Origin of the sequence: Streptococcus infantis, from assembly GCF_019929575.1 — a bacterium.
Taxonomy (GTDB): domain Bacteria; phylum Bacillota; class Bacilli; order Lactobacillales; family Streptococcaceae; genus Streptococcus; species Streptococcus infantis_L.
On the sequence record NZ_JAHZPU010000011.1, the window covers coordinates 1 to 16459 of the forward strand.

Below are 16459 nucleotides of genomic sequence, written 5' to 3' on the forward strand. Positions count from 1 at the left end.
TACTGTTTTTTGCAACTCTAGTATATCAGATGAACATGTCTTTTGTGTTGCACTTCATTTTACAACAGGGCAATAAATTTCACTTATTTTTTACTAGGAAAATTTAAAAAAAATTAAGAAAAAACTTGACAACTCTAATATATGTGATATAATTTGAGGTAGTAAGGATTATCCTTATAATTAAATTTTAAAATTAAAGAGGAGATAAAACATGAAGAAAGTTTTATTATCATCAGTAGCAGCTCTTGCAGTATTCTCAGCAGCAGCTCCAGTTTTTGCACAAGGAGAAAACCCAGCTTCTTCTAACCAATTGATCCAAAAGAAATATGTTTCTGAACGTGATATTGCAGATCAAGCTTATGCATACGTAGAAGCTCACCCAGAAGATATCGCAGCAGCTGTTGAAAAAGAACCTTCAGTGATTGCAGCTCGTGCAGAACTTGCTAAAGCTGAAGCAATCGTTGGTCACACTCATGAAAAAGCTGTAGCAGCTGCTAAAGCTAACCTTGATGAAGTTTTGGCTGATGCAACAAATTCACAACGTAACCGTGCAATCCAATACTTGCAAGAAACATACCGTAACGCAGCTAAAGCTCAAGGTAACTACTGGAACGACCCAACTGGTGTTGAAGACAACAAACCTAACCCAACTCGTATTGCTGAAGACCAAGCTAACCAAACTGGTCGTCCTGCAGTAACAGAAGAACAAGCAGCAGCTGACCAAGCAGCAGCTCAACCAGAACCTGGTAAACCAGGTGCTACAGACCAAGCTAAAAAAGCAGACGCTGCAGCTAAAAAAGCTGGAGCAAATGCTAAAGCAGGTCAAAAAGCTCTTCCAAAAACACACGCTGCTAAATAATTTTATTTAAAAAGTAGCCAATCACTGAAACTTGGTTTCAGTGATTTTTTTGGTAAAAAATGAGGAGGAAAAGATGAGTAGACGTTCTACGACAAAGAAATCACCAATTACTAAAATAATTGCTTCAATCGTTGCAGTAGCTATCGTTGCTTTGGGAGGCTTCTTTATCTATAAAAGCTTCCTAGCTCCAAGTGGAGATAAGCAAAATGATGCAAAGGTTACTCAGGAAGCTCCAAAACAAGCCTATACTGCTAGCGCAGAAGAAAAGGAATACCTCGCAAATAAATTTAAAGGCTTGCTTGCAACAAACTCTGAGACGGTTGGTTACGTATATATTCCTGGTACCCAGTTAGATGAACCAGTTGTTCAAACAACGGATAATGCGACTTATTTAGATAAGCGTTTTGATGGCGTTAATGAGCCTTTAATGGGTGCAGTCTTTATGGACGCCGATAACAAGAAGGACTTTAGTGATCGATTGACTTGGTTATTTGGTCACGCTCGTGGTAGTAAAGTGCCTGACCACCGCATGTTTAAAGATGTGAATTACTTCAGTCGCCAAGAATATTTTGATGAACATCCTTATGTAGTTATTGAAACTCCAGAAAGAAAGTATTATTATGAAGCTGTTGCTATGATTATTGTTCCAGAAGAAACAGCCTTTTACCGTACTTCTTTTGATGATGATGCGGATTTTGAGAAACAGCTAAATATTATTTATGATACTGCAGAGGTTAAGAAACCAAATGTTAAGGTATCAGCTAAGGATAAATATCTTGTTCTTTCTACTTGTCGTGAAGAAGATGATACGATTCGTGCCAATCTCTACCTTCGACAAATTCCTGACTCAGAGATGAGTGACTTTGTCAAACAACATGGAGAAAGCCTTCAGTATAAACCAACAAGAGAATAATCTTTAAATAAGATCTTTATGAATCCTCCTCAAATTAAATGAAATAGTTTAATTTTGGGAGGATTTTTTGATTTTATAGTAAATTTCTGCAAACCCTTTCAAAATATGCTATACTGATGAAAAAGGAGGATTTTTATGACTCAAGAATTTATCAATCCAAGTGATGGCGTGATCCGTCAGTATTTAGCAAACAGTAAGACTCTAGCAGTAGTAGGCTTGTCTGATCGTGAAGAAACAACGAGCAATCGAGTGACCAAGGAAATGCAGGCTCGTGGCTATAGAATCATACCAGTAAACCCTAAGGCTGCAGGTGGGGAAATCTTGGGAGAAAAGGCTTATGCCAGTCTAGCTGAGATTCCTTTCCCTGTAGATATCGTCAATGTCTATCGTCGTAGTGAATTTCTGCCTGATGTAGCACGAGATTTTCTCAAGGCTAATGCTAAGATTTTCTGGGCGCAACTAGGACTTGAAAGTCTGGAAGCGGAAGAAATCTTGCGTGCTGGAGGTTGCGATGATATCGTGATGAACCGTTGTATTAAGAGAGAACATACACGTTTAATTCTTGAACAATAAAAAGGTAGCTTGCGGGCTACCTTTTGTGTTATACTCAATGAAAATCAAAGAGCAAACTAGCCGCAGGTTGCTCAAAACACTGTTTTGAGGTTGCAGATAGAACTGACGAAGTCAGTAACCATACCTACGGCAAGGCGACGTTGACGTGGTTTGAATTTGATTTTCGAAGAGTATTAGAAAATACCGATAAGGGTCTGCATCCCGAGACTAGTGAGGATGATGGCAATCCAGCAGAGGGCACCAAGAAGAATGGATTTACCGCTGGACTTAATCATAGCAATGAGGTTGGTTTTGAGACCAATAGCACTCATAGCCATGATGATGAGGAATTTGGAGAGTTGTTTGAGAGGTGCAAAGAAGCTATTGCTGACACCGAAAGAAGTAAGGACGGTGGTTAGCAGAGAAGCTAGGATGAAGTAGAGAATGAAAACAGGGAAGATTTTTTTAAGTTTTACCCCTTGGTTGTTCCCTTGTTGACGACTTTGCCAGTAAGAGAGGAAGAGAGTGATAGGGATAATAGCTAGGGTACGGGTCAATTTGACAATGGTGGCAGCTTCAAGAGTGTTTGTATTGTATAGACTATCCCAGGCACTAGCAGTGGCTGTTACAGAGGAAGTATCGTTGACCGCAGTTCCTGCAAAGAGAGCAAAGCCTTCGTTGGAAAGATGGAGCCAAGAACCTAGGGTTGGGAAAATAAGCGCTGCTAAGACATTGAAGAAAAAGATAACAGATATGGCTTGTGCGACTTCTTTTTCCTTGGCATGGATGACAGGAGCAGTCGCTGCAATGGCAGAACCGCCACAGATAGAAGAGCCTACACCAACCAAGGTAGCTAGCTTAGTATCCAGATTAAAAAAGCGTTGGAAAAAGAAAGCTATAATCAAAGCAATTGAAATAGTTGAGAGGATGACAGGAAGGGAAGATTTTCCTACTGCGAAGACTTGTGAGATATTGAGCCCAAACCCAAGCAAGATAACAGCATACTGAAGCAATTTCTTGGAGCTGTAAGTCAAACCAGCATCTAGTTGTTTATAGGAAGTGAGAAATGGGTGGAGAATCATGCCAATAAAGATGGCAAAAACAGGTGCTCCCACAACAGGCAAGAAGCTCCCTAAGGTCCAAGAGATGATGGAAATGATAAGACAGGCTAAAAGTCCTGCTCCATTTTTTGATAGAAATGACATAAAAACCTCCGAAATAAGCACTTCTTATTATAGTCTTGTCTAGAAAAAAAGTAAATAGAAAGTAGAGCTTAATAATTATTTGATAAGTTTCTCTAATTTATATGATAATAGCTGTACAAGAACTGTAACGAAGTCTCGGCAAAAACAGAAATACCAGAGCTCCACCTCTGGTATTTCTTTTTGTCTAGTTTTATTAAAACTAGACTCAGGTTATATTTTTTTGTCGCGCTTGTCTAGCCACTTTCTGACTATCCACTCAGAAATGACATTACCGATCTAGTAATCAATAATGGTGTTAGAATAGTTGTAACGAAGATTAGCAAAAACCATATATTACAAAAGTATACTCTATAATATTTAAACCCTTATTAAATCAACGTTTCTAAAGGAAAAGTAGTTGTAAAATATTATATACAGCGTATTGTTAAACTAAGACGGTACCAAAAATTAAGGTTTTGGAGCTTATAAAATAAAGAAAGATGTCTCAATCAGTTGAGCTTTTTTTAGTACCATTCTGTAGCAAAGTGACATAGTCGCTTTTTGTGTGGAATAGGTGAGATAAAAAAACAGTGTTTCGTTTTTGGTCGATGAAGTAGAGTAATACATACTGACCGATAATTTTTCCTCGTGTAGGGTACTTACTGTTAATCTTTACACCAATTTTTTCATCGGCGTCAAAACCAGCCTCAGGAAAGACTTCTAAACTTTTTAAGCCATCTAAAATTTTACTCACAGTATTTTTAGCAGACTGAGGTGATAAAAGAACAGTAGTGATGTAATCATGAATACTGTCAATAGCTTGGGTCACTTCATCAGAAATAATTACTTTATAAGCCATAGCGTGCCCTCATACTGTCTAGGGAAGTCCCTTTTCCTGCTTCATATTCTCTTAAGGCTCGTTCGGATTGAGCTTGTAATTCCTCAATCAACTGTTCACGGTGTAAATCTTCTGCAGTCTTGATTGGCAAGTCCTGTTCGAGGACAATCTGCTCTATAAAAAGAGTGATAGCATCCGTCATGGTCATTCCTTTTTCCTTGATAATGGCTCTAGCTTGTTCCATTGCTAACTCATTGATTTTAAAATTATATTGCTTAACAAGTGATCTAGTCATGGTATATCTCCGTTCTATATCGTGTATAGTCAGTATATATTTTTTGAGCTTTTTTTGCAAGAAAAAAACTCTTGAATATACTCCAAGAGTGAAACGAATAGAACCAGTGGTGGAGCGGGTTCTTTACAGCCTAAAGCTGAAGGTATTGCCAAATCTGAAGCTGAATCATCAGCAACCTTTGAGAAAACTGTTACCAGTCATCCGACATCATCCTATCATTAGTTATCGTTTAGGACAAATAAGAGAGAATGTCAACAATAATTCTTATTACAACCATCTGTCCTGTACCTTTGTTTGATTTTCTTGTTTTTGAATAAATTGTCTGACTGTATCTTTCAAATGTTTCTGAAATTCAAGAATCTGACTAAATTCATTTAGGTTAGCCTGATTATCTTCGTTTACTTTTTTTGTGACCTGATTTATATTGACTCCTATCCGATTTATTTCCTTATGCAACTCCTCAATACTCGTCGAAAATCTCCTAATACGTTGTCATCTTCGGCTTACCTAACCTTAGTTATGCTTTCACCTCGATTCCTAGTTTCATGAGATTTTCATTGAGTATTATAAAAACATAGTGTTGTAATGAATTTAAATGAACATACATCAGTTGCTTATGCTAGTGTGATTTTGCGGTCAGAGAGCTTTTGTAGTATAATAGACATATGTTCTTTAAGCAAGGAGGGTATCTATGGACTTAACCAAGCGCTTTAATAAACAATTAGATAAGATTCAAGTTTCCTTGATTCGTCAGTTTGACCAGGCTATTTCTGAGATTCCTGGGGTCTTGCGTTTGACCTTGGGAGAGCCTGACTTTACAACTCCAGACCATGTTAAGGAGGCGGCTAAGCGCGCCATTGACCAAAACCAATCCTACTATACAGGGATGAGTGGTTTGTTGACATTGCGCCAGGCAGCTAGTGATTTTGTAAGAGAAAAATACCAGCTGGACTATAATCCAGAGAATGAAATCTTGGTCACAATTGGTGCGACAGAGGCCCTATCAGCTACTTTGACAGCTATTTTAGAAGAGGGTGACAAGGTTCTCTTGCCAGCTCCTGCCTATCCAGGTTATGAACCAATTGTTAATCTAGTTGGCGCAGAGATTGTCGAGATTGATACGACTGAGAACGGTTTTGTCTTGACTCCTGAAATGCTGGAGAAGGCAATTCTGGAGCAGGGTGACAAGCTCAAGGCTGTTATTCTTAACTATCCAGCCAACCCTACAGGAATTACTTATAGTCGCGAACAGTTGGAAGCCTTGGCAGACGTTTTACGTAAGTATGAGGTTTTCGTTGTCTGTGATGAGGTCTACTCAGAATTAACTTATACAGGGGAAAATCATGTCTCTTTGGGAACAATGCTGAGAGATCAGGCCATTATCATTAACGGTCTATCCAAATCACATGCTATGACAGGTTGGCGTTTAGGCTTTATCTTCGCACCAGCAAACTTCACAGCCCAACTCATCAAGAGTCACCAGTATTTGGTAACTGCTGCAAATACTATGGCTCAACATGCTGCAGTAGAAGCCTTAACAGCTGGTAAAGATGATGCAGAACCTATGAAGAAAGAGTATATCCAACGTCGGGACTACATTATCGAGAAAATGACTAATCTTGGTTTTGAGATTATCAAACCTGACGGTGCCTTTTATATCTTTGCTAAGATTCCAGCAGGCTACAATCAAGATTCTTTTGCTTTTCTGAAGGATTTTGCTCACAAGAAGGCTGTTGCCTTTATCCCTGGTGCAGCTTTTGGTCAATATGGAGAAGGTTATGTGCGCTTGTCTTATGCAGCTAGCATGGAAACCATCAGAGAAGCTATGAAACGTCTTGAGGAGTACATGAGAGAAGCATGATTCAGTCTATTACGAGTCAGGGGTTGGTGCTCTACAATCGTAATTTTCGTGAGGATGATAAGCTAGTCAAGATTTTTACAGAGCAGGTCGGCAAGCGGATGTTTTTTGTCAAACATGCCGGTCAGTCCAAACTGGCTCCAGTTATTCAACCTTTGGTGCTGGCTCGTTTTCTTTTGCGAATCAATGATGATGGGCTTAGTTATATTGAAGACTATCATGAGGTGATGACCTTTCCAAAAATCAATAGTGATCTCTTTGTCATGGCCTATGCGACCTATGTGGCAGCTTTGGCAGATGCTAGTTTGCAGGACAATCACCAGGATGCTCCCTTGTTTGCTTTTTTACAAAAGACTTTAGAGTTGATGGAAGAGGGTTTAGATTATCAGGTCTTGACCAATATTTTTGAAATTCAGATCTTGACCCGTTTTGGGATTAGTCTTAATTTTAATGAGTGTGTTTTTTGCCATCGGGTGGGTCAGGCCTTTGATTTTTCTTTCAAATATGGTGCTTGCTTATGTCCTGAGCATTATCATGAGGATGAGAAACGTTGTCATCTGAATCCAAACATTCCCTATCTGCTCAATCAATTTCAAGCTATTAACTTTGAGACTTTAGAGACTATTTCTCTCAAGTCTGAAATCAAGCAAGAATTACGCAAGTTTATGGATCAGATTTACGAAGAGTATGTTGGAATTCACCTAAAATCAAAGAAATTTATTGATTCCCTATCCGATTGGGGACAATTACTAAAAGAGGAAGACAAATGAAAAAAATCGCAGTAGATGCAATGGGTGGCGATTACGCACCACAAGCCATCGTTGAGGGTGTCAATCAAGCCCTTGCTGACTTTTCAGATATTGAGGTTCAACTTTACGGAGATGAAAGTAAAATCAAGCAATATCTAACAGCTCAAGAACGTGTGAGTATTATTCATACCGATGAAAAAATAAATTCGGATGACGAGCCTACAAAAGCTATCCGTAAGAAGAAAAATGCTAGCATGATCTTGGCGGCTAAGGCTGTCAAAGATGGAGAGGCAGACGCTGTTCTTTCTGCAGGTAATACGGGTGCCTTGTTGGCAGCAGGATTTTTCATTGTTGGTCGTATCAAAAATATTGACCGCCCTGGACTTATGACAACATTGCCAACTATAGATGGAAAAGGATTTGACATGCTTGACCTTGGTGCCAATGCAGAAAATACAGCCCAGCACCTCCATCAATACGCAGTTCTAGGCTCCTTCTATGCAAAAAATGTCCGTGGCATTGCGCAACCACGAGTTGGTTTGCTCAACAACGGAACAGAGAGTAGTAAGGGAGATCCACTCCGCAAGGAAACTTATGACTTGCTAGCAGCTGATGAGAGTTTGAACTTTATCGGTAATGTGGAAGCGCGTGACTTGATGGATGGTGTTGCTGATGTTGTCGTGGCAGACGGTTTCACGGGAAACGCTGTGCTAAAATCCATCGAAGGAACAGCCATGGGCATCATGGGCTTGCTAAAAAATGCTATCACAGGTGGCGGTTTGCGAGCTAAATTAGGTGCTCTTCTTCTTAAGGATAGTCTTAGAGGTTTGAAAAAGCAACTCAACTATTCTGACGTTGGAGGTGCAGTCTTGTTTGGTGTCAAGGCGCCGGTTGTCAAGACTCATGGTTCAAGTGATGCCAAGGCTGTGTACAGTACGATTCGTCAGATTCGTACTATGCTAGAAACAGACGTAGTTGCTCAAACTGCGCATGAATTTTCAGGAGAATAATATATATGACAGAAAAAGAAATTTTTGACCGTGTCGTGACCATTATCCAAGAACGCCAAGGGGAAGACTTTGTAGTCACAGAGGCTTTGAGCTTGAAGGATGATTTGGATGCTGATTCGGTAGATTTGATGGAATTCGTACTAACCATTGAGGATGAATTCGGAATCGAAATCAGTGATGAAGAAATCGATCACCTCCAAAGTGTGGCAGATGTATTAAAAGTCATTAAAGATAAAATCTAACATAAAGCAACATGCAAGGTCATGTTGTTTTTTTATTTCTCGAAAAAAGATAAGATGTTGAAGTTTTATAGTTGGGTTTACGAATAAAGAGATGAGAACAAAAAAGGAGGATTACTGATGTATGTGACCGGTCTTTATCCGTGGTTGATCAAATGGTTTTTAAAATAAATTTGACTTAGTTGTTTATTTTAAACTTATTTTATCGAATAGATAAGTAAGAAGAAAAGGAAAGGAGTTTGATTAATGTATTTACCAATTTTACTTCCATGGTTTATCAAATTGTATTTTAAATAAATTAAATTTATTCATTCATTTTAAAATGATTTTTCGAATAGATAAGTGAGAAGAAGAGGAAGGAGATTAGAAATGATTATTTCAGTTATTTATCCAATTTGGCTTTTAAAATGGTTTAAAGGTTAAAAATCACAAATATAAAAATAAAGGAGAAAACAAATGACAAACTTTGATAAAATGGAACAGAACTTTGCAGCTCTTACGGAAGAAGAGCTGATGGAAGTGGATGGGGGAGCACTGCCTTTAGTACTCGCTGGAGTATCTATTTGGAAGGTAGGTGCGGCAGTAGCAGGTGGAGCAACAGCGCTTTTTGCTGGAGGAGCAGCTTTGGGGTATTATGCAAATAGACCATAATCTGATTGTAGTCAGAGAGGCATTTCTATGTTTTTAAAAAAAGAAGTGATATTATTAGGGGTATTGTTATCGCTACGTATTATTTTTACTATTGTTCAAATTTTAATTGACTATAAAATATTACCTGGACAGTATAGTGTAAATTTTATGGATATTTCAGAAGTATTTACCTATCCAATACTCATTTTAATCATTTATATAGCAATAAAATATAATACAAAGGAGTAATGATGAACATGAACTTAGAACAATTTTATCAATTATCTGACGATGAATTGGTGGGAACAAAAGGTGGTTTTGGTCTTGCGGAAGCAGTTGGGATTGCAGGAGTACTGAATGCTGCTGTACAAATTTTTAATGCTGGTTACAAATTTGGTTCAGATTTAGCTCGTCGTGGGCGTTAGATAATGAGTAATCACAACCTTAATCTCAATACATTGTTACCATAGTTCCTTTAGTAGCAATAGGTTTCAATCTCGTGCTTCATGTAATTCGTACAGGTTCTTTGTTATCCTTTGATTGGCAATGGTATTTAGTAGGATTGATTGCCTCAGGCTATTTTGGGATTTTTTGCAAGGATTTGTCAAAACATAATCCAAACTATAAATGATGAATCTGAATGAAAAGGATTTTGTCCGTGTGAATGGCGGAAAAACTCTGTCATTTTTGTCAGATAAATAGGAGTCTGCTATGAAAAAATTTTTATTGGGATTTGCTGGGGGATATTTTATCGTGTCAGTCATTATCTACATCGTAACGTATTTGATTTTGAAAAAACCGATCAATACCTTGTTTTATCTAGAAACCTATCCAATTCTGCTTTGGTTATTTTATGTAGGATATAAGTGTAGTTCAGAAAATAAAAAATGATCTATTAGAAACTAATCATTAAGTTGGATTAAAAAGGAATAAAAGTGAACTTGTATGAAAAATCTAAAAAATGTAATGGGAGCCTTTTTAATTATTTTTGGAGTGCTTTGCATATTAGGAGATTTAAATATAATTACCTTTAATGTTGAAAAATACTTCCAAACAGAGTTATTTGTTCCGATGCTTATTTTGATGATGAGTTATTTAGATTCAGGTAAAGACAAGGTTTAAATAGAACTATTATTAGTATGTGGCAAATGCTATTGAATAATCATCATTTAGTTACTATCAATGAAATAAGAACTAAAAAAGAATGGAGAAATAAATGAATATCTCAGAAGAATTTGTGGCTATAATTATATCAGCCTCAGGAATAGTAGGACTTTTGGTTGGAGTAGCTATTGGATTAGCTAGTATTATTTAAAAAGGAGTAGATGAAAGATGAAAAAACTGAATAAAAAATTTGCTATTATGACAGAGGAAGACTTGGCTGTAACTAAGGGAGGTTTCATTGCTAGTGCTTCCACGGCGATTGCTTGGGGAGTTTTAGGAGGAACTTCTTATATGTTTGGGCGTTATTTAGGAAGTAGACGTTAATTTAAAAATTTGTGGCAAATCGTAAAAGGGAATCAATTATGAATTGCAACACTGATCTAAATACATTGTTACCTAAACTAGCCACTATAATTCCTTTGTTGGCTATAGCTCTTAATCTTGCGCTTCATGTAATTCGTACAGGTTCTTTATTATACTTTGATTGGAAATGGTATTTAGTTGGATTGATTGCTTCAGGCTATTTTGGGATTTTTTGCAAGGATTTGTCAAAAAATAATCAAAACTATAAATGATGAATCTGAATGAAAAGGATTTTGTGTATGTAAATGGCGGAATTTTTCCGCCTTTCTTATTAGGTAAACAGGAGTCTGCTATGAAAAAATTTTTATTGGGATTTGCTGAAGGTTATTTTATCGTGTCAGTCATTATCTATATCGCAACGTATTTGATTTTGAAAAAACCGATCAATACCTTGTTTTATCCAGAAACCTATCCAATTCTGCTTGGGTTGGTTTATGTAGGATATAAGTACAAAACAAAAGAAAGTAAGATTGGAAATTGATGGAACATCAGGTTGGGGTTTGAGATGAAAGTCGTTCAAGTGTTACAAAAAGCTTGGCTAGAGTTTACTGTATGCTGCAGTTCGATGGTTTATATCATTGTTAGAATAGTCGCTGATGTAAACAAAATAAATCTACCTGCATGGTTTGAAAATTTTGACATACCTACAATTTCACTATTCTTGATGGCATTTATTTTACTTTATAGAAGTGAAGAAAAATATGATAAAGGATGATAAAATGAATCTGAACTTTGTGGCTCCAGTGTTAGGGCAATCTTGGGGAATGTTGGGGTGTTAAGCTGATAAACGATAGTTTGATTTTAGTTAGAAAGATATTCGTATGTTTAAAAAAGAAGTGATATTATTAGGGCTGCTTCTGCTAGTACGTATTGTACTTTCTATCATGCAAGTTTTAATGGACTATAAACTATTGCTAGGAAAGTATAGTGTAAATTTCATGGAACTTTCAGATTTATTCTCTTACCCCCTACTTTTTTTAATCATTTACATAGCAGTAACATATCATGCTATCCAGAAAATAAGAGGTAAAGAAGATAATCAGGATGGAAATGAATAAGACTTTAACATTTTTTCTAACATTCCTTTTCTTATTTCTGATGAATATGTTTATTGTCAAGATACTAGCAACTCTGGGATTTCAGCTAACAATGAGTGAAAAGAGTTATATTGTACCACCGCTGTTTTCGATTATCGTTTTGTATATGATTGACAAAGGAATTAGGAAGAAAAAGAAATCTTTATAAATATATATTTTAGGTAGAATGTTTGTTCTGCCTATTTTCTTTGTCCCAAAAGTGCTGTTCAGGTGCAGTTATTGTTTTTTTAGAAATAATTTTCTTTTTGCTTCTTTGTTTGGATAAAATAATCTTACAAAGTTTTCTTTGGAGATTGTTAGGAAAAGGAGTGGGATATGAAATTTAGTAAACGGCATTATCGTCCTCAGGTAGACCAGATGGACTGCGGTGTGGCTTCATTAGCCATGGTCTTTGGTTATTATGGTAGTTATTATTCTCTGGCTCACTTGCGAGAGTTGGCCAAGACGACCATGGATGGGACTACGGCTTTAGGCCTAGTCAAGGTTGCTGAGGAGATAGGTTTTGAGACGCGAGCAATCAAGGCGGACATGACCTTGTTTGATTTGCCGGATGTAACTTTTCCTTTTGTGGCTCATGTGCTTAAGGAAGGGAAATTGCTCCATTATTATGTGGTGACTGGCCAGGACAAGAACAACATTCATATTGCTGATCCAGATCCTAGTGTTAAGCTGACCAAGATTTCTCGTGAGCGCTTTGCCAAGGAGTGGACAGGAATCACTATATTTATGGCACCATCTCCGAGTTATCAGCCTCATAAGGAACAAAAAAATGGTCTGCTTTCCTTTATCCCTATATTAGTGAAACAGCGAGGTTTGATTGTTAATATCGTTTTGGCGACACTCTTGGTAACCTTGATTAACATTGTGGGTTCTTATTATCTGCAGTCTATCATTGACATTTATGTGCCAGATCAGATGCGCTCGACACTGGGAATTATTTCGATAGGGCTAGTCATCGTTTATGTCCTTCAGCAAATCTTATCTTATGCCCAGGAGTATCTTTTACTTGTTTTGGGGCAACGCTTGTCGATTGACGTGATTTTATCCTACATCAAGCACGTTTTTCATTTGCCCATGTCCTTTTTTGCAACACGCAGGACAGGTGAAATCGTGTCTCGTTTCACGGATGCAAATAGTATCATCGATGCACTGGCTTCGACTATTCTGTCGATCTTTTTGGATGTATCTACTGTCTTGATTATTTCAGTAGTTCTATTTTCGCAGAATAGCAATCTCTTTTTCATGAGTTTACTAGCCCTTCCTATCTACACAGTGATTATCTTTGCTTTTATGAAGCCTTTTGAAAAGATGAATCGAGATACCATGGAAGCCAATTCTGTTCTGTCTTCTTCTATCATTGAGGACATCAATGGCATTGAGACTATTAAATCTTTGACCAGTGAAAGCTCCCGTTACCAAAAGATTGACAAGGAATTTGTGGATTATCTGAAAAAATCTTTTACCTACAGTCGGGCAGAAAGCCAGCAAAAGGCTCTGAAAAAAGTTGCCCAACTCTTACTCAATGTTGGTATTCTCTGGATGGGGGCTCTGCTAGTCATGGACAATAAGATGAGTCTGGGTCAGTTGATTACCTATAATACATTGCTTGTTTATTTCACAAATCCTTTGGAGAATATCATCAATCTGCAAACCAAGCTTCAGACAGCGCAGGTCGCTAATAACCGTCTGAATGAAGTTTATCTGGTTGCGTCTGAGTTTGAGGAAAAGAAAACAGTCTCAAATTTGAACTTGTTAGAAGGGAATATAGCTTTCAAGCAGGTTCACTACAAGTATGGCTATGGTCGAGATGTCTTGTCGGACATCAATCTAACCATTTCGCACGGTTCTAAGGTGGCTTTTGTGGGGATTTCAGGGTCCGGTAAGACGACGTTGGCTAAGATGATGGTTAATTTTTACGATCCTAGTCAGGGAGAGATTAGTCTGGGTGGTGTCAATCTCAATCAGATTGATAAAAAGGCTCTGCGCCAGTACATCAACTATCTGCCTCAACAACCCTATGTCTTTAACGGAACGATTTTGGAGAATCTTCTCCTTGGGGCTAAGGAGGGGACAACCCAAGAGGATATCTTACGGGCGGTCGAGTTAGCAGAGATTCGGGAAGATATTGAGCGCATGCCACTGAATTACCAGACAGAATTGACTTCGGATGGGGCAGGAATTTCAGGTGGGCAACGTCAGAGAATCGCTCTGGCGCGTGCTCTCTTGACAGATGCTCCTGTTCTGATATTGGACGAGGCGACCAGCAGTCTGGATATCTTGACAGAGAAGCGAATTGTCGATAATCTGATGGCTTTAGATAAGACCTTGATTTTCATTGCTCACCGCTTGACCATTGCTGAGCGGACAGAGAAGGTTGTCGTTTTGGATCAGGGCAAGATTGTCGAAGAGGGTACACATATGGATTTACTGGCTCAGGGTGGATTTTACACCCATCTAGTGAATAGTTAGAGAGGAAAAAAGATGCAATCAGAATTTTTAGAGAGTGCAGAGTTTTACAATCGTCGTTACCATAATTTTTCTAGTTATGTGATTTTTCCAAGTTTTATCTTGTTTTTGTTCCTGCTAGTCTTTTCAATCTTTGCACAAAAGGAGATAAGCTTGACAACTGGTGCTACTGTCGAACCTAGTCGTATCCTTGCAAATATCCAGTCAATTAGCAACAATCGTATTATTTCCAATCATTTGGAAGAAAATAAGTTGGTCAAGAAGGGAGAACTTTTGGTTCAATACCAAGAAGGGGCAGAAGCGATTCAGGCTGAGAGTTATGCTAGTCAGTTGGAAATGCTCAAGGATCAGAAGGTTCAACTGGAGTATTTAAAAGCAAGCCTTCAATCAGGAAGTGATCAATTTCCTGAAGCAGATAAATTTGGCTATCAGCACAGTTTTTTAGATTATTTGAATCAAGGTGCTAGTCTGCGGAGTCAGGTTGAGCAACAAAATGCTAGTATATCATCTCAAAATGCAGCAGCAAGCGGTAGTCAGGCAGAATTAGGCAATCTCATCGGTGAAACGCAGTCCAAAATTAAAGAATATCAGCAGGCCAAGACTGCTATTCAAACTGATGGAGTCTTAGAGAGTGATCATCCAGCTTATGCAATTTATCAATCTTATCAGTCAACAAAAGAGCAGGGATCGGAAGCCAAACAGCAGGCCTTGTCTCAGCTAGATGCTCACATCACTCAGTTGGAGTCAACTCTTGCAGGTTATCGAGTACAGTATGCAGGTTCAGGAGCCCAGCAAGCCTATGCCTCTGGTTTAGGAAGTCAGTTGGATTCATTAAAATCTCAGCAATTAGCTAAGGTGGGCCAGGAATTAACGCTTTTGGAACAAAAAATTCTTGAAGCGGAGTCAGGTAAAAAAATTCAAGGAAACCTTTTAGAGAAGGGAAAAATCACAGCAACAGAAGATGGTGTTCTACATCTGAATCCTGAGCATAGTCGATCTACTATCATACCAGAAGGAACTATCCTTGCTTACCTTTTTCCGCAGTTGGCAAGAGAGAGGAAGGCAAAACTGACAGCTTATATTAGTTCTAAGGAAGTGGCTGGTCTCAAGCATGGAAATGAGGTACGATTTACAACGGTAACGGATGCTAATAAGCAACTAGTCTTGACATCCAAGATTACCAATATCGATACCAGTGCGACTCAGACAGAAAAGGGCAATTTCTTTAAATTGGAGGCAGAGACCGACTTGAGTGCTGAACAAGCAGAAAAACTTCGTTATGGACTTGAAGGTCGTTTAACCATGATTAGAGGTAAGAAGAGTTTCTTACGCTACTATCTTGACCGCTTTTTGAAACAAGAATAAAGTTTTCATTTTAACTCAAATCAATCTTGGAAAATCGCAAATGAAAAATTGTTTGCGATTTTTCTGTACTTTTTCAGATATAATATCAAATATAGTTCGTGGAATATTTGATTTTTAGTGTCTGTTGTGTTAGAATGATGTAAAGTAATACGAAAGGCGAACAAGAAAATGTCCAGTAAACTTATTTATACGGGAAAAGCTAAAGATATCTATACTACAGAAGACGAAAATGTGATTAAGTCGGTCTACAAGGACCAGGCCACTATGCTGAATGGAGCTCGCAAAGAGACCATAGAGGGGAAAGGTGTGCTGAATAATCAGATTTCGTCTCTTATTTTCGAAAAATTGAATGCGGCTGGTGTGGCGACACACTTTATCGAACGTATTTCTGACACAGAACAACTCAATAAGAAGGTGACCATCATTCCTTTGGAGGTTGTGCTTCGTAACGTGACTGCTGGTTCTTTCTCAAAACGTTTCGGTGTTGAAGAAGGTTTGGACTTGAAAACTCCAATCGTTGAATTTTACTACAAAAACGATGATTTGGATGATCCCTTTATCAATGATGAGCATGTGAAATTTTTGGATATTGCCAACGATGAGCAAATCGCTTATATCAAGGAAGAAACACGCCGTATCAATGAATTGCTGAAAGATTGGTTTGCACAAATTGGTCTTCGTTTGATTGACTTCAAATTGGAATTTGGTTTTGATAAGGATGGTAAGATTATCTTGGCAGACGAATTTTCACCGGATAACTGTCGCCTTTGGGATGCTGAAGGTCATCATATGGACAAGGATGTTTTCCGTAGGGATTTGGGCAGTCTGATAGATGTTTATAAGGTTGTATTGGAAAAATTGCAGGACTTGAAGTAGT

The 16459-nt window shown here is 38.1% G+C and carries 24 protein-coding genes and 1 pseudogene; 22 read left to right on the plus strand and 3 right to left on the minus strand.

The annotated features are described in order from the left end of the window. Positions 1-211 precede the first annotated feature (211 nt). From abpA to K1I67_RS05085, 3 genes are all read left to right on the plus strand, one after another. Entirely contained in the window at positions 212-859 is a 648-nt protein-coding gene (gene abpA, locus K1I67_RS05075) for an amylase-binding adhesin AbpA (RefSeq protein ID WP_075227956.1), read from the plus strand. A 73-nt stretch (positions 860-932) separates the two neighbouring features. After that, entirely contained in the window at positions 933-1772 is an 840-nt protein-coding gene (gene srtB / locus K1I67_RS05080; RefSeq protein ID WP_223339101.1) for a class B sortase, LPKTxAVK-specific, read from the plus strand. A 135-nt stretch (positions 1773-1907) separates the two neighbouring features. Further along, the gene (locus tag K1I67_RS05085; protein ID WP_223339102.1) at positions 1908-2345 is read left to right on the plus strand and encodes a CoA-binding protein; all 438 of its coding nucleotides are present in this window, start codon (positions 1908-1910) and stop codon (positions 2343-2345) included. A gap of 173 nt (positions 2346-2518) precedes the next feature. Here K1I67_RS05085 and K1I67_RS05090 read toward each other — a convergent pair whose 3' ends face one another. From K1I67_RS05090 to relB, 3 genes are all read right to left on the minus strand, one after another. Further along, entirely contained in the window at positions 2519-3529 is a 1011-nt protein-coding gene (locus tag K1I67_RS05090) for a YeiH family protein (RefSeq protein ID WP_223339103.1), read from the minus strand. Positions 3530-4013: 484 nt separating this feature from the next. After that, complete coding sequence (locus K1I67_RS05095) at positions 4014-4367, minus strand: type II toxin-antitoxin system RelE/ParE family toxin (protein WP_223339104.1); 354 nt, start codon at positions 4365-4367, stop codon at positions 4014-4016. Then, complete coding sequence (gene relB / locus K1I67_RS05100; RefSeq protein ID WP_049504562.1) at positions 4357-4641, minus strand: type II toxin-antitoxin system RelB/ParD family antitoxin; 285 nt, start codon at positions 4639-4641, stop codon at positions 4357-4359. The genes K1I67_RS05095 and relB overlap by 11 nt, the downstream gene beginning before the upstream one ends. Positions 4642-5332: 691 nt before the next feature. On the opposite strand from relB, the gene K1I67_RS05105 reads away from it, so the two are divergent. The 19 genes and pseudogenes from K1I67_RS05105 to purC all read left to right on the plus strand — a co-directional run bounded on the left by K1I67_RS05105 (position 5333) and on the right by purC (position 16458). Next, entirely contained in the window at positions 5333-6502 is a 1170-nt protein-coding gene (locus K1I67_RS05105; protein ID WP_223339105.1) for a pyridoxal phosphate-dependent aminotransferase, read from the plus strand. Then, a complete protein-coding gene (recO, locus tag K1I67_RS05110; protein ID WP_223339106.1) occupies positions 6499-7269 on the plus strand; it encodes a DNA repair protein RecO in 771 nt (256 codons plus the stop codon). Before K1I67_RS05105 ends, recO begins: the two co-directional genes overlap by 4 nt. Beyond that, complete coding sequence (gene plsX / locus K1I67_RS05115) at positions 7266-8258, plus strand: phosphate acyltransferase PlsX (RefSeq protein ID WP_223339107.1); 993 nt, start codon at positions 7266-7268, stop codon at positions 8256-8258. The genes recO and plsX overlap by 4 nt, the downstream gene beginning before the upstream one ends. Positions 8259-8263: 5 nt before the next feature. Then, positions 8264-8500 (plus strand): acyl carrier protein, encoded by a 237-nt coding sequence (locus K1I67_RS05120; RefSeq protein WP_223339108.1) that lies wholly within the window; start codon positions 8264-8266, stop codon positions 8498-8500. Between the two features lie 453 nt (positions 8501-8953). Next, positions 8954-9148 (plus strand): class IIb bacteriocin, lactobin A/cerein 7B family, encoded by a 195-nt coding sequence (locus tag K1I67_RS05125; protein WP_045762497.1) that lies wholly within the window; start codon positions 8954-8956, stop codon positions 9146-9148. 27 nt (positions 9149-9175) lie between these two features. Further along, positions 9176-9376 (plus strand): hypothetical protein, encoded by a 201-nt coding sequence (locus K1I67_RS05130; protein ID WP_045762498.1) that lies wholly within the window; start codon positions 9176-9178, stop codon positions 9374-9376. 8 nt (positions 9377-9384) lie between these two features. Beyond that, complete coding sequence (locus K1I67_RS05135; RefSeq protein ID WP_001047583.1) at positions 9385-9552, plus strand: class IIb bacteriocin, lactobin A/cerein 7B family; 168 nt, start codon at positions 9385-9387, stop codon at positions 9550-9552. A 3-nt stretch (positions 9553-9555) separates the two neighbouring features. Next, positions 9556-9758 (plus strand): annotated as a pseudogene (locus tag K1I67_RS05140) (bacteriocin immunity protein). Between the two features lie 80 nt (positions 9759-9838). Continuing rightward, positions 9839-10018 (plus strand): hypothetical protein, encoded by a 180-nt coding sequence (locus tag K1I67_RS05145; RefSeq protein WP_223339109.1) that lies wholly within the window; start codon positions 9839-9841, stop codon positions 10016-10018. A 54-nt stretch (positions 10019-10072) separates the two neighbouring features. Further along, positions 10073-10249 carry a hypothetical protein gene (locus tag K1I67_RS05150; RefSeq protein WP_223339110.1) on the plus strand — a complete coding sequence of 59 codons (177 nt, stop codon included), beginning with the start codon at positions 10073-10075 and terminating at the stop codon, positions 10247-10249. A gap of 210 nt (positions 10250-10459) precedes the next feature. After that, complete coding sequence (locus tag K1I67_RS05155) at positions 10460-10615, plus strand: hypothetical protein (protein WP_223339111.1); 156 nt, start codon at positions 10460-10462, stop codon at positions 10613-10615. A gap of 38 nt (positions 10616-10653) precedes the next feature. Continuing rightward, entirely contained in the window at positions 10654-10866 is a 213-nt protein-coding gene (locus K1I67_RS05160; RefSeq protein ID WP_049526790.1) for a hypothetical protein, read from the plus strand. 80 nt (positions 10867-10946) lie between these two features. After that, positions 10947-11135: a hypothetical protein gene (locus K1I67_RS05165; RefSeq protein ID WP_223339112.1), complete on the plus strand. Its 189-nt coding sequence runs from the start codon at positions 10947-10949 to the stop codon at positions 11133-11135. 24 nt (positions 11136-11159) lie between these two features. Next, a complete protein-coding gene (locus tag K1I67_RS05170) occupies positions 11160-11369 on the plus strand; it encodes a bacteriocin immunity protein (protein ID WP_223339113.1) in 210 nt (69 codons plus the stop codon). 106 nt (positions 11370-11475) lie between these two features. Further along, the gene (locus K1I67_RS05175; protein ID WP_223339114.1) at positions 11476-11712 is read left to right on the plus strand and encodes a hypothetical protein; all 237 of its coding nucleotides are present in this window, start codon (positions 11476-11478) and stop codon (positions 11710-11712) included. Then, positions 11705-11899 (plus strand): hypothetical protein, encoded by a 195-nt coding sequence (locus K1I67_RS05180; RefSeq protein ID WP_223339115.1) that lies wholly within the window; start codon positions 11705-11707, stop codon positions 11897-11899. The genes K1I67_RS05175 and K1I67_RS05180 overlap by 8 nt, the downstream gene beginning before the upstream one ends. Before the next feature lie 167 nt (positions 11900-12066). Beyond that, complete coding sequence (gene comA / locus K1I67_RS05185) at positions 12067-14220, plus strand: peptide cleavage/export ABC transporter ComA (protein ID WP_223339116.1); 2154 nt, start codon at positions 12067-12069, stop codon at positions 14218-14220. A gap of 12 nt (positions 14221-14232) precedes the next feature. Continuing rightward, positions 14233-15582, plus strand: a complete 1350-nt coding sequence (locus K1I67_RS05190; RefSeq protein ID WP_223339117.1) for a bacteriocin secretion accessory protein — start codon at positions 14233-14235, stop codon at positions 15580-15582. A gap of 168 nt (positions 15583-15750) precedes the next feature. After that, on the plus strand, positions 15751-16458 hold the full coding sequence (gene purC / locus K1I67_RS05195) for a phosphoribosylaminoimidazolesuccinocarboxamide synthase (RefSeq protein ID WP_223339118.1): 708 nt from the start codon (positions 15751-15753) through the stop codon (positions 16456-16458). Position 16459: the final 1 nt, after the last annotated feature.

Coding starts and splice junctions, on each gene's coding strand:
- abpA (WP_075227956.1), top strand. CDS start 212: ATGAAGAAAGTTTTATTATCATCAGTAGCAGCTCTTGCAGTATTCTCA.
- srtB (WP_223339101.1), top strand. CDS start 933: ATGAGTAGACGTTCTACGACAAAGAAATCACCAATTACTAAAATAATT.
- K1I67_RS05085 (WP_223339102.1), top strand. CDS start 1,908: ATGACTCAAGAATTTATCAATCCAAGTGATGGCGTGATCCGTCAGTAT.
- K1I67_RS05090 (WP_223339103.1), bottom strand. CDS start 3,529: ATGTCATTTCTATCAAAAAATGGAGCAGGACTTTTAGCCTGTCTTATC.
- K1I67_RS05095 (WP_223339104.1), bottom strand. CDS start 4,367: ATGGCTTATAAAGTAATTATTTCTGATGAAGTGACCCAAGCTATTGAC.
- relB (WP_049504562.1), bottom strand. CDS start 4,641: ATGACTAGATCACTTGTTAAGCAATATAATTTTAAAATCAATGAGTTA.
- K1I67_RS05105 (WP_223339105.1), top strand. CDS start 5,333: ATGGACTTAACCAAGCGCTTTAATAAACAATTAGATAAGATTCAAGTT.
- recO (WP_223339106.1), top strand. CDS start 6,499: ATGATTCAGTCTATTACGAGTCAGGGGTTGGTGCTCTACAATCGTAAT.
- plsX (WP_223339107.1), top strand. CDS start 7,266: ATGAAAAAAATCGCAGTAGATGCAATGGGTGGCGATTACGCACCACAA.
- K1I67_RS05120 (WP_223339108.1), top strand. CDS start 8,264: ATGACAGAAAAAGAAATTTTTGACCGTGTCGTGACCATTATCCAAGAA.
- K1I67_RS05125 (WP_045762497.1), top strand. CDS start 8,954: ATGACAAACTTTGATAAAATGGAACAGAACTTTGCAGCTCTTACGGAA.
- K1I67_RS05130 (WP_045762498.1), top strand. CDS start 9,176: ATGTTTTTAAAAAAAGAAGTGATATTATTAGGGGTATTGTTATCGCTA.
- K1I67_RS05135 (WP_001047583.1), top strand. CDS start 9,385: ATGAACTTAGAACAATTTTATCAATTATCTGACGATGAATTGGTGGGA.
- K1I67_RS05145 (WP_223339109.1), top strand. CDS start 9,839: ATGAAAAAATTTTTATTGGGATTTGCTGGGGGATATTTTATCGTGTCA.
- K1I67_RS05150 (WP_223339110.1), top strand. CDS start 10,073: ATGAAAAATCTAAAAAATGTAATGGGAGCCTTTTTAATTATTTTTGGA.
- K1I67_RS05155 (WP_223339111.1), top strand. CDS start 10,460: ATGAAAAAACTGAATAAAAAATTTGCTATTATGACAGAGGAAGACTTG.
- K1I67_RS05160 (WP_049526790.1), top strand. CDS start 10,654: ATGAATTGCAACACTGATCTAAATACATTGTTACCTAAACTAGCCACT.
- K1I67_RS05165 (WP_223339112.1), top strand. CDS start 10,947: ATGAAAAAATTTTTATTGGGATTTGCTGAAGGTTATTTTATCGTGTCA.
- K1I67_RS05170 (WP_223339113.1), top strand. CDS start 11,160: ATGAAAGTCGTTCAAGTGTTACAAAAAGCTTGGCTAGAGTTTACTGTA.
- K1I67_RS05175 (WP_223339114.1), top strand. CDS start 11,476: ATGTTTAAAAAAGAAGTGATATTATTAGGGCTGCTTCTGCTAGTACGT.
- K1I67_RS05180 (WP_223339115.1), top strand. CDS start 11,705: ATGAATAAGACTTTAACATTTTTTCTAACATTCCTTTTCTTATTTCTG.
- comA (WP_223339116.1), top strand. CDS start 12,067: ATGAAATTTAGTAAACGGCATTATCGTCCTCAGGTAGACCAGATGGAC.
- K1I67_RS05190 (WP_223339117.1), top strand. CDS start 14,233: ATGCAATCAGAATTTTTAGAGAGTGCAGAGTTTTACAATCGTCGTTAC.
- purC (WP_223339118.1), top strand. CDS start 15,751: ATGTCCAGTAAACTTATTTATACGGGAAAAGCTAAAGATATCTATACT.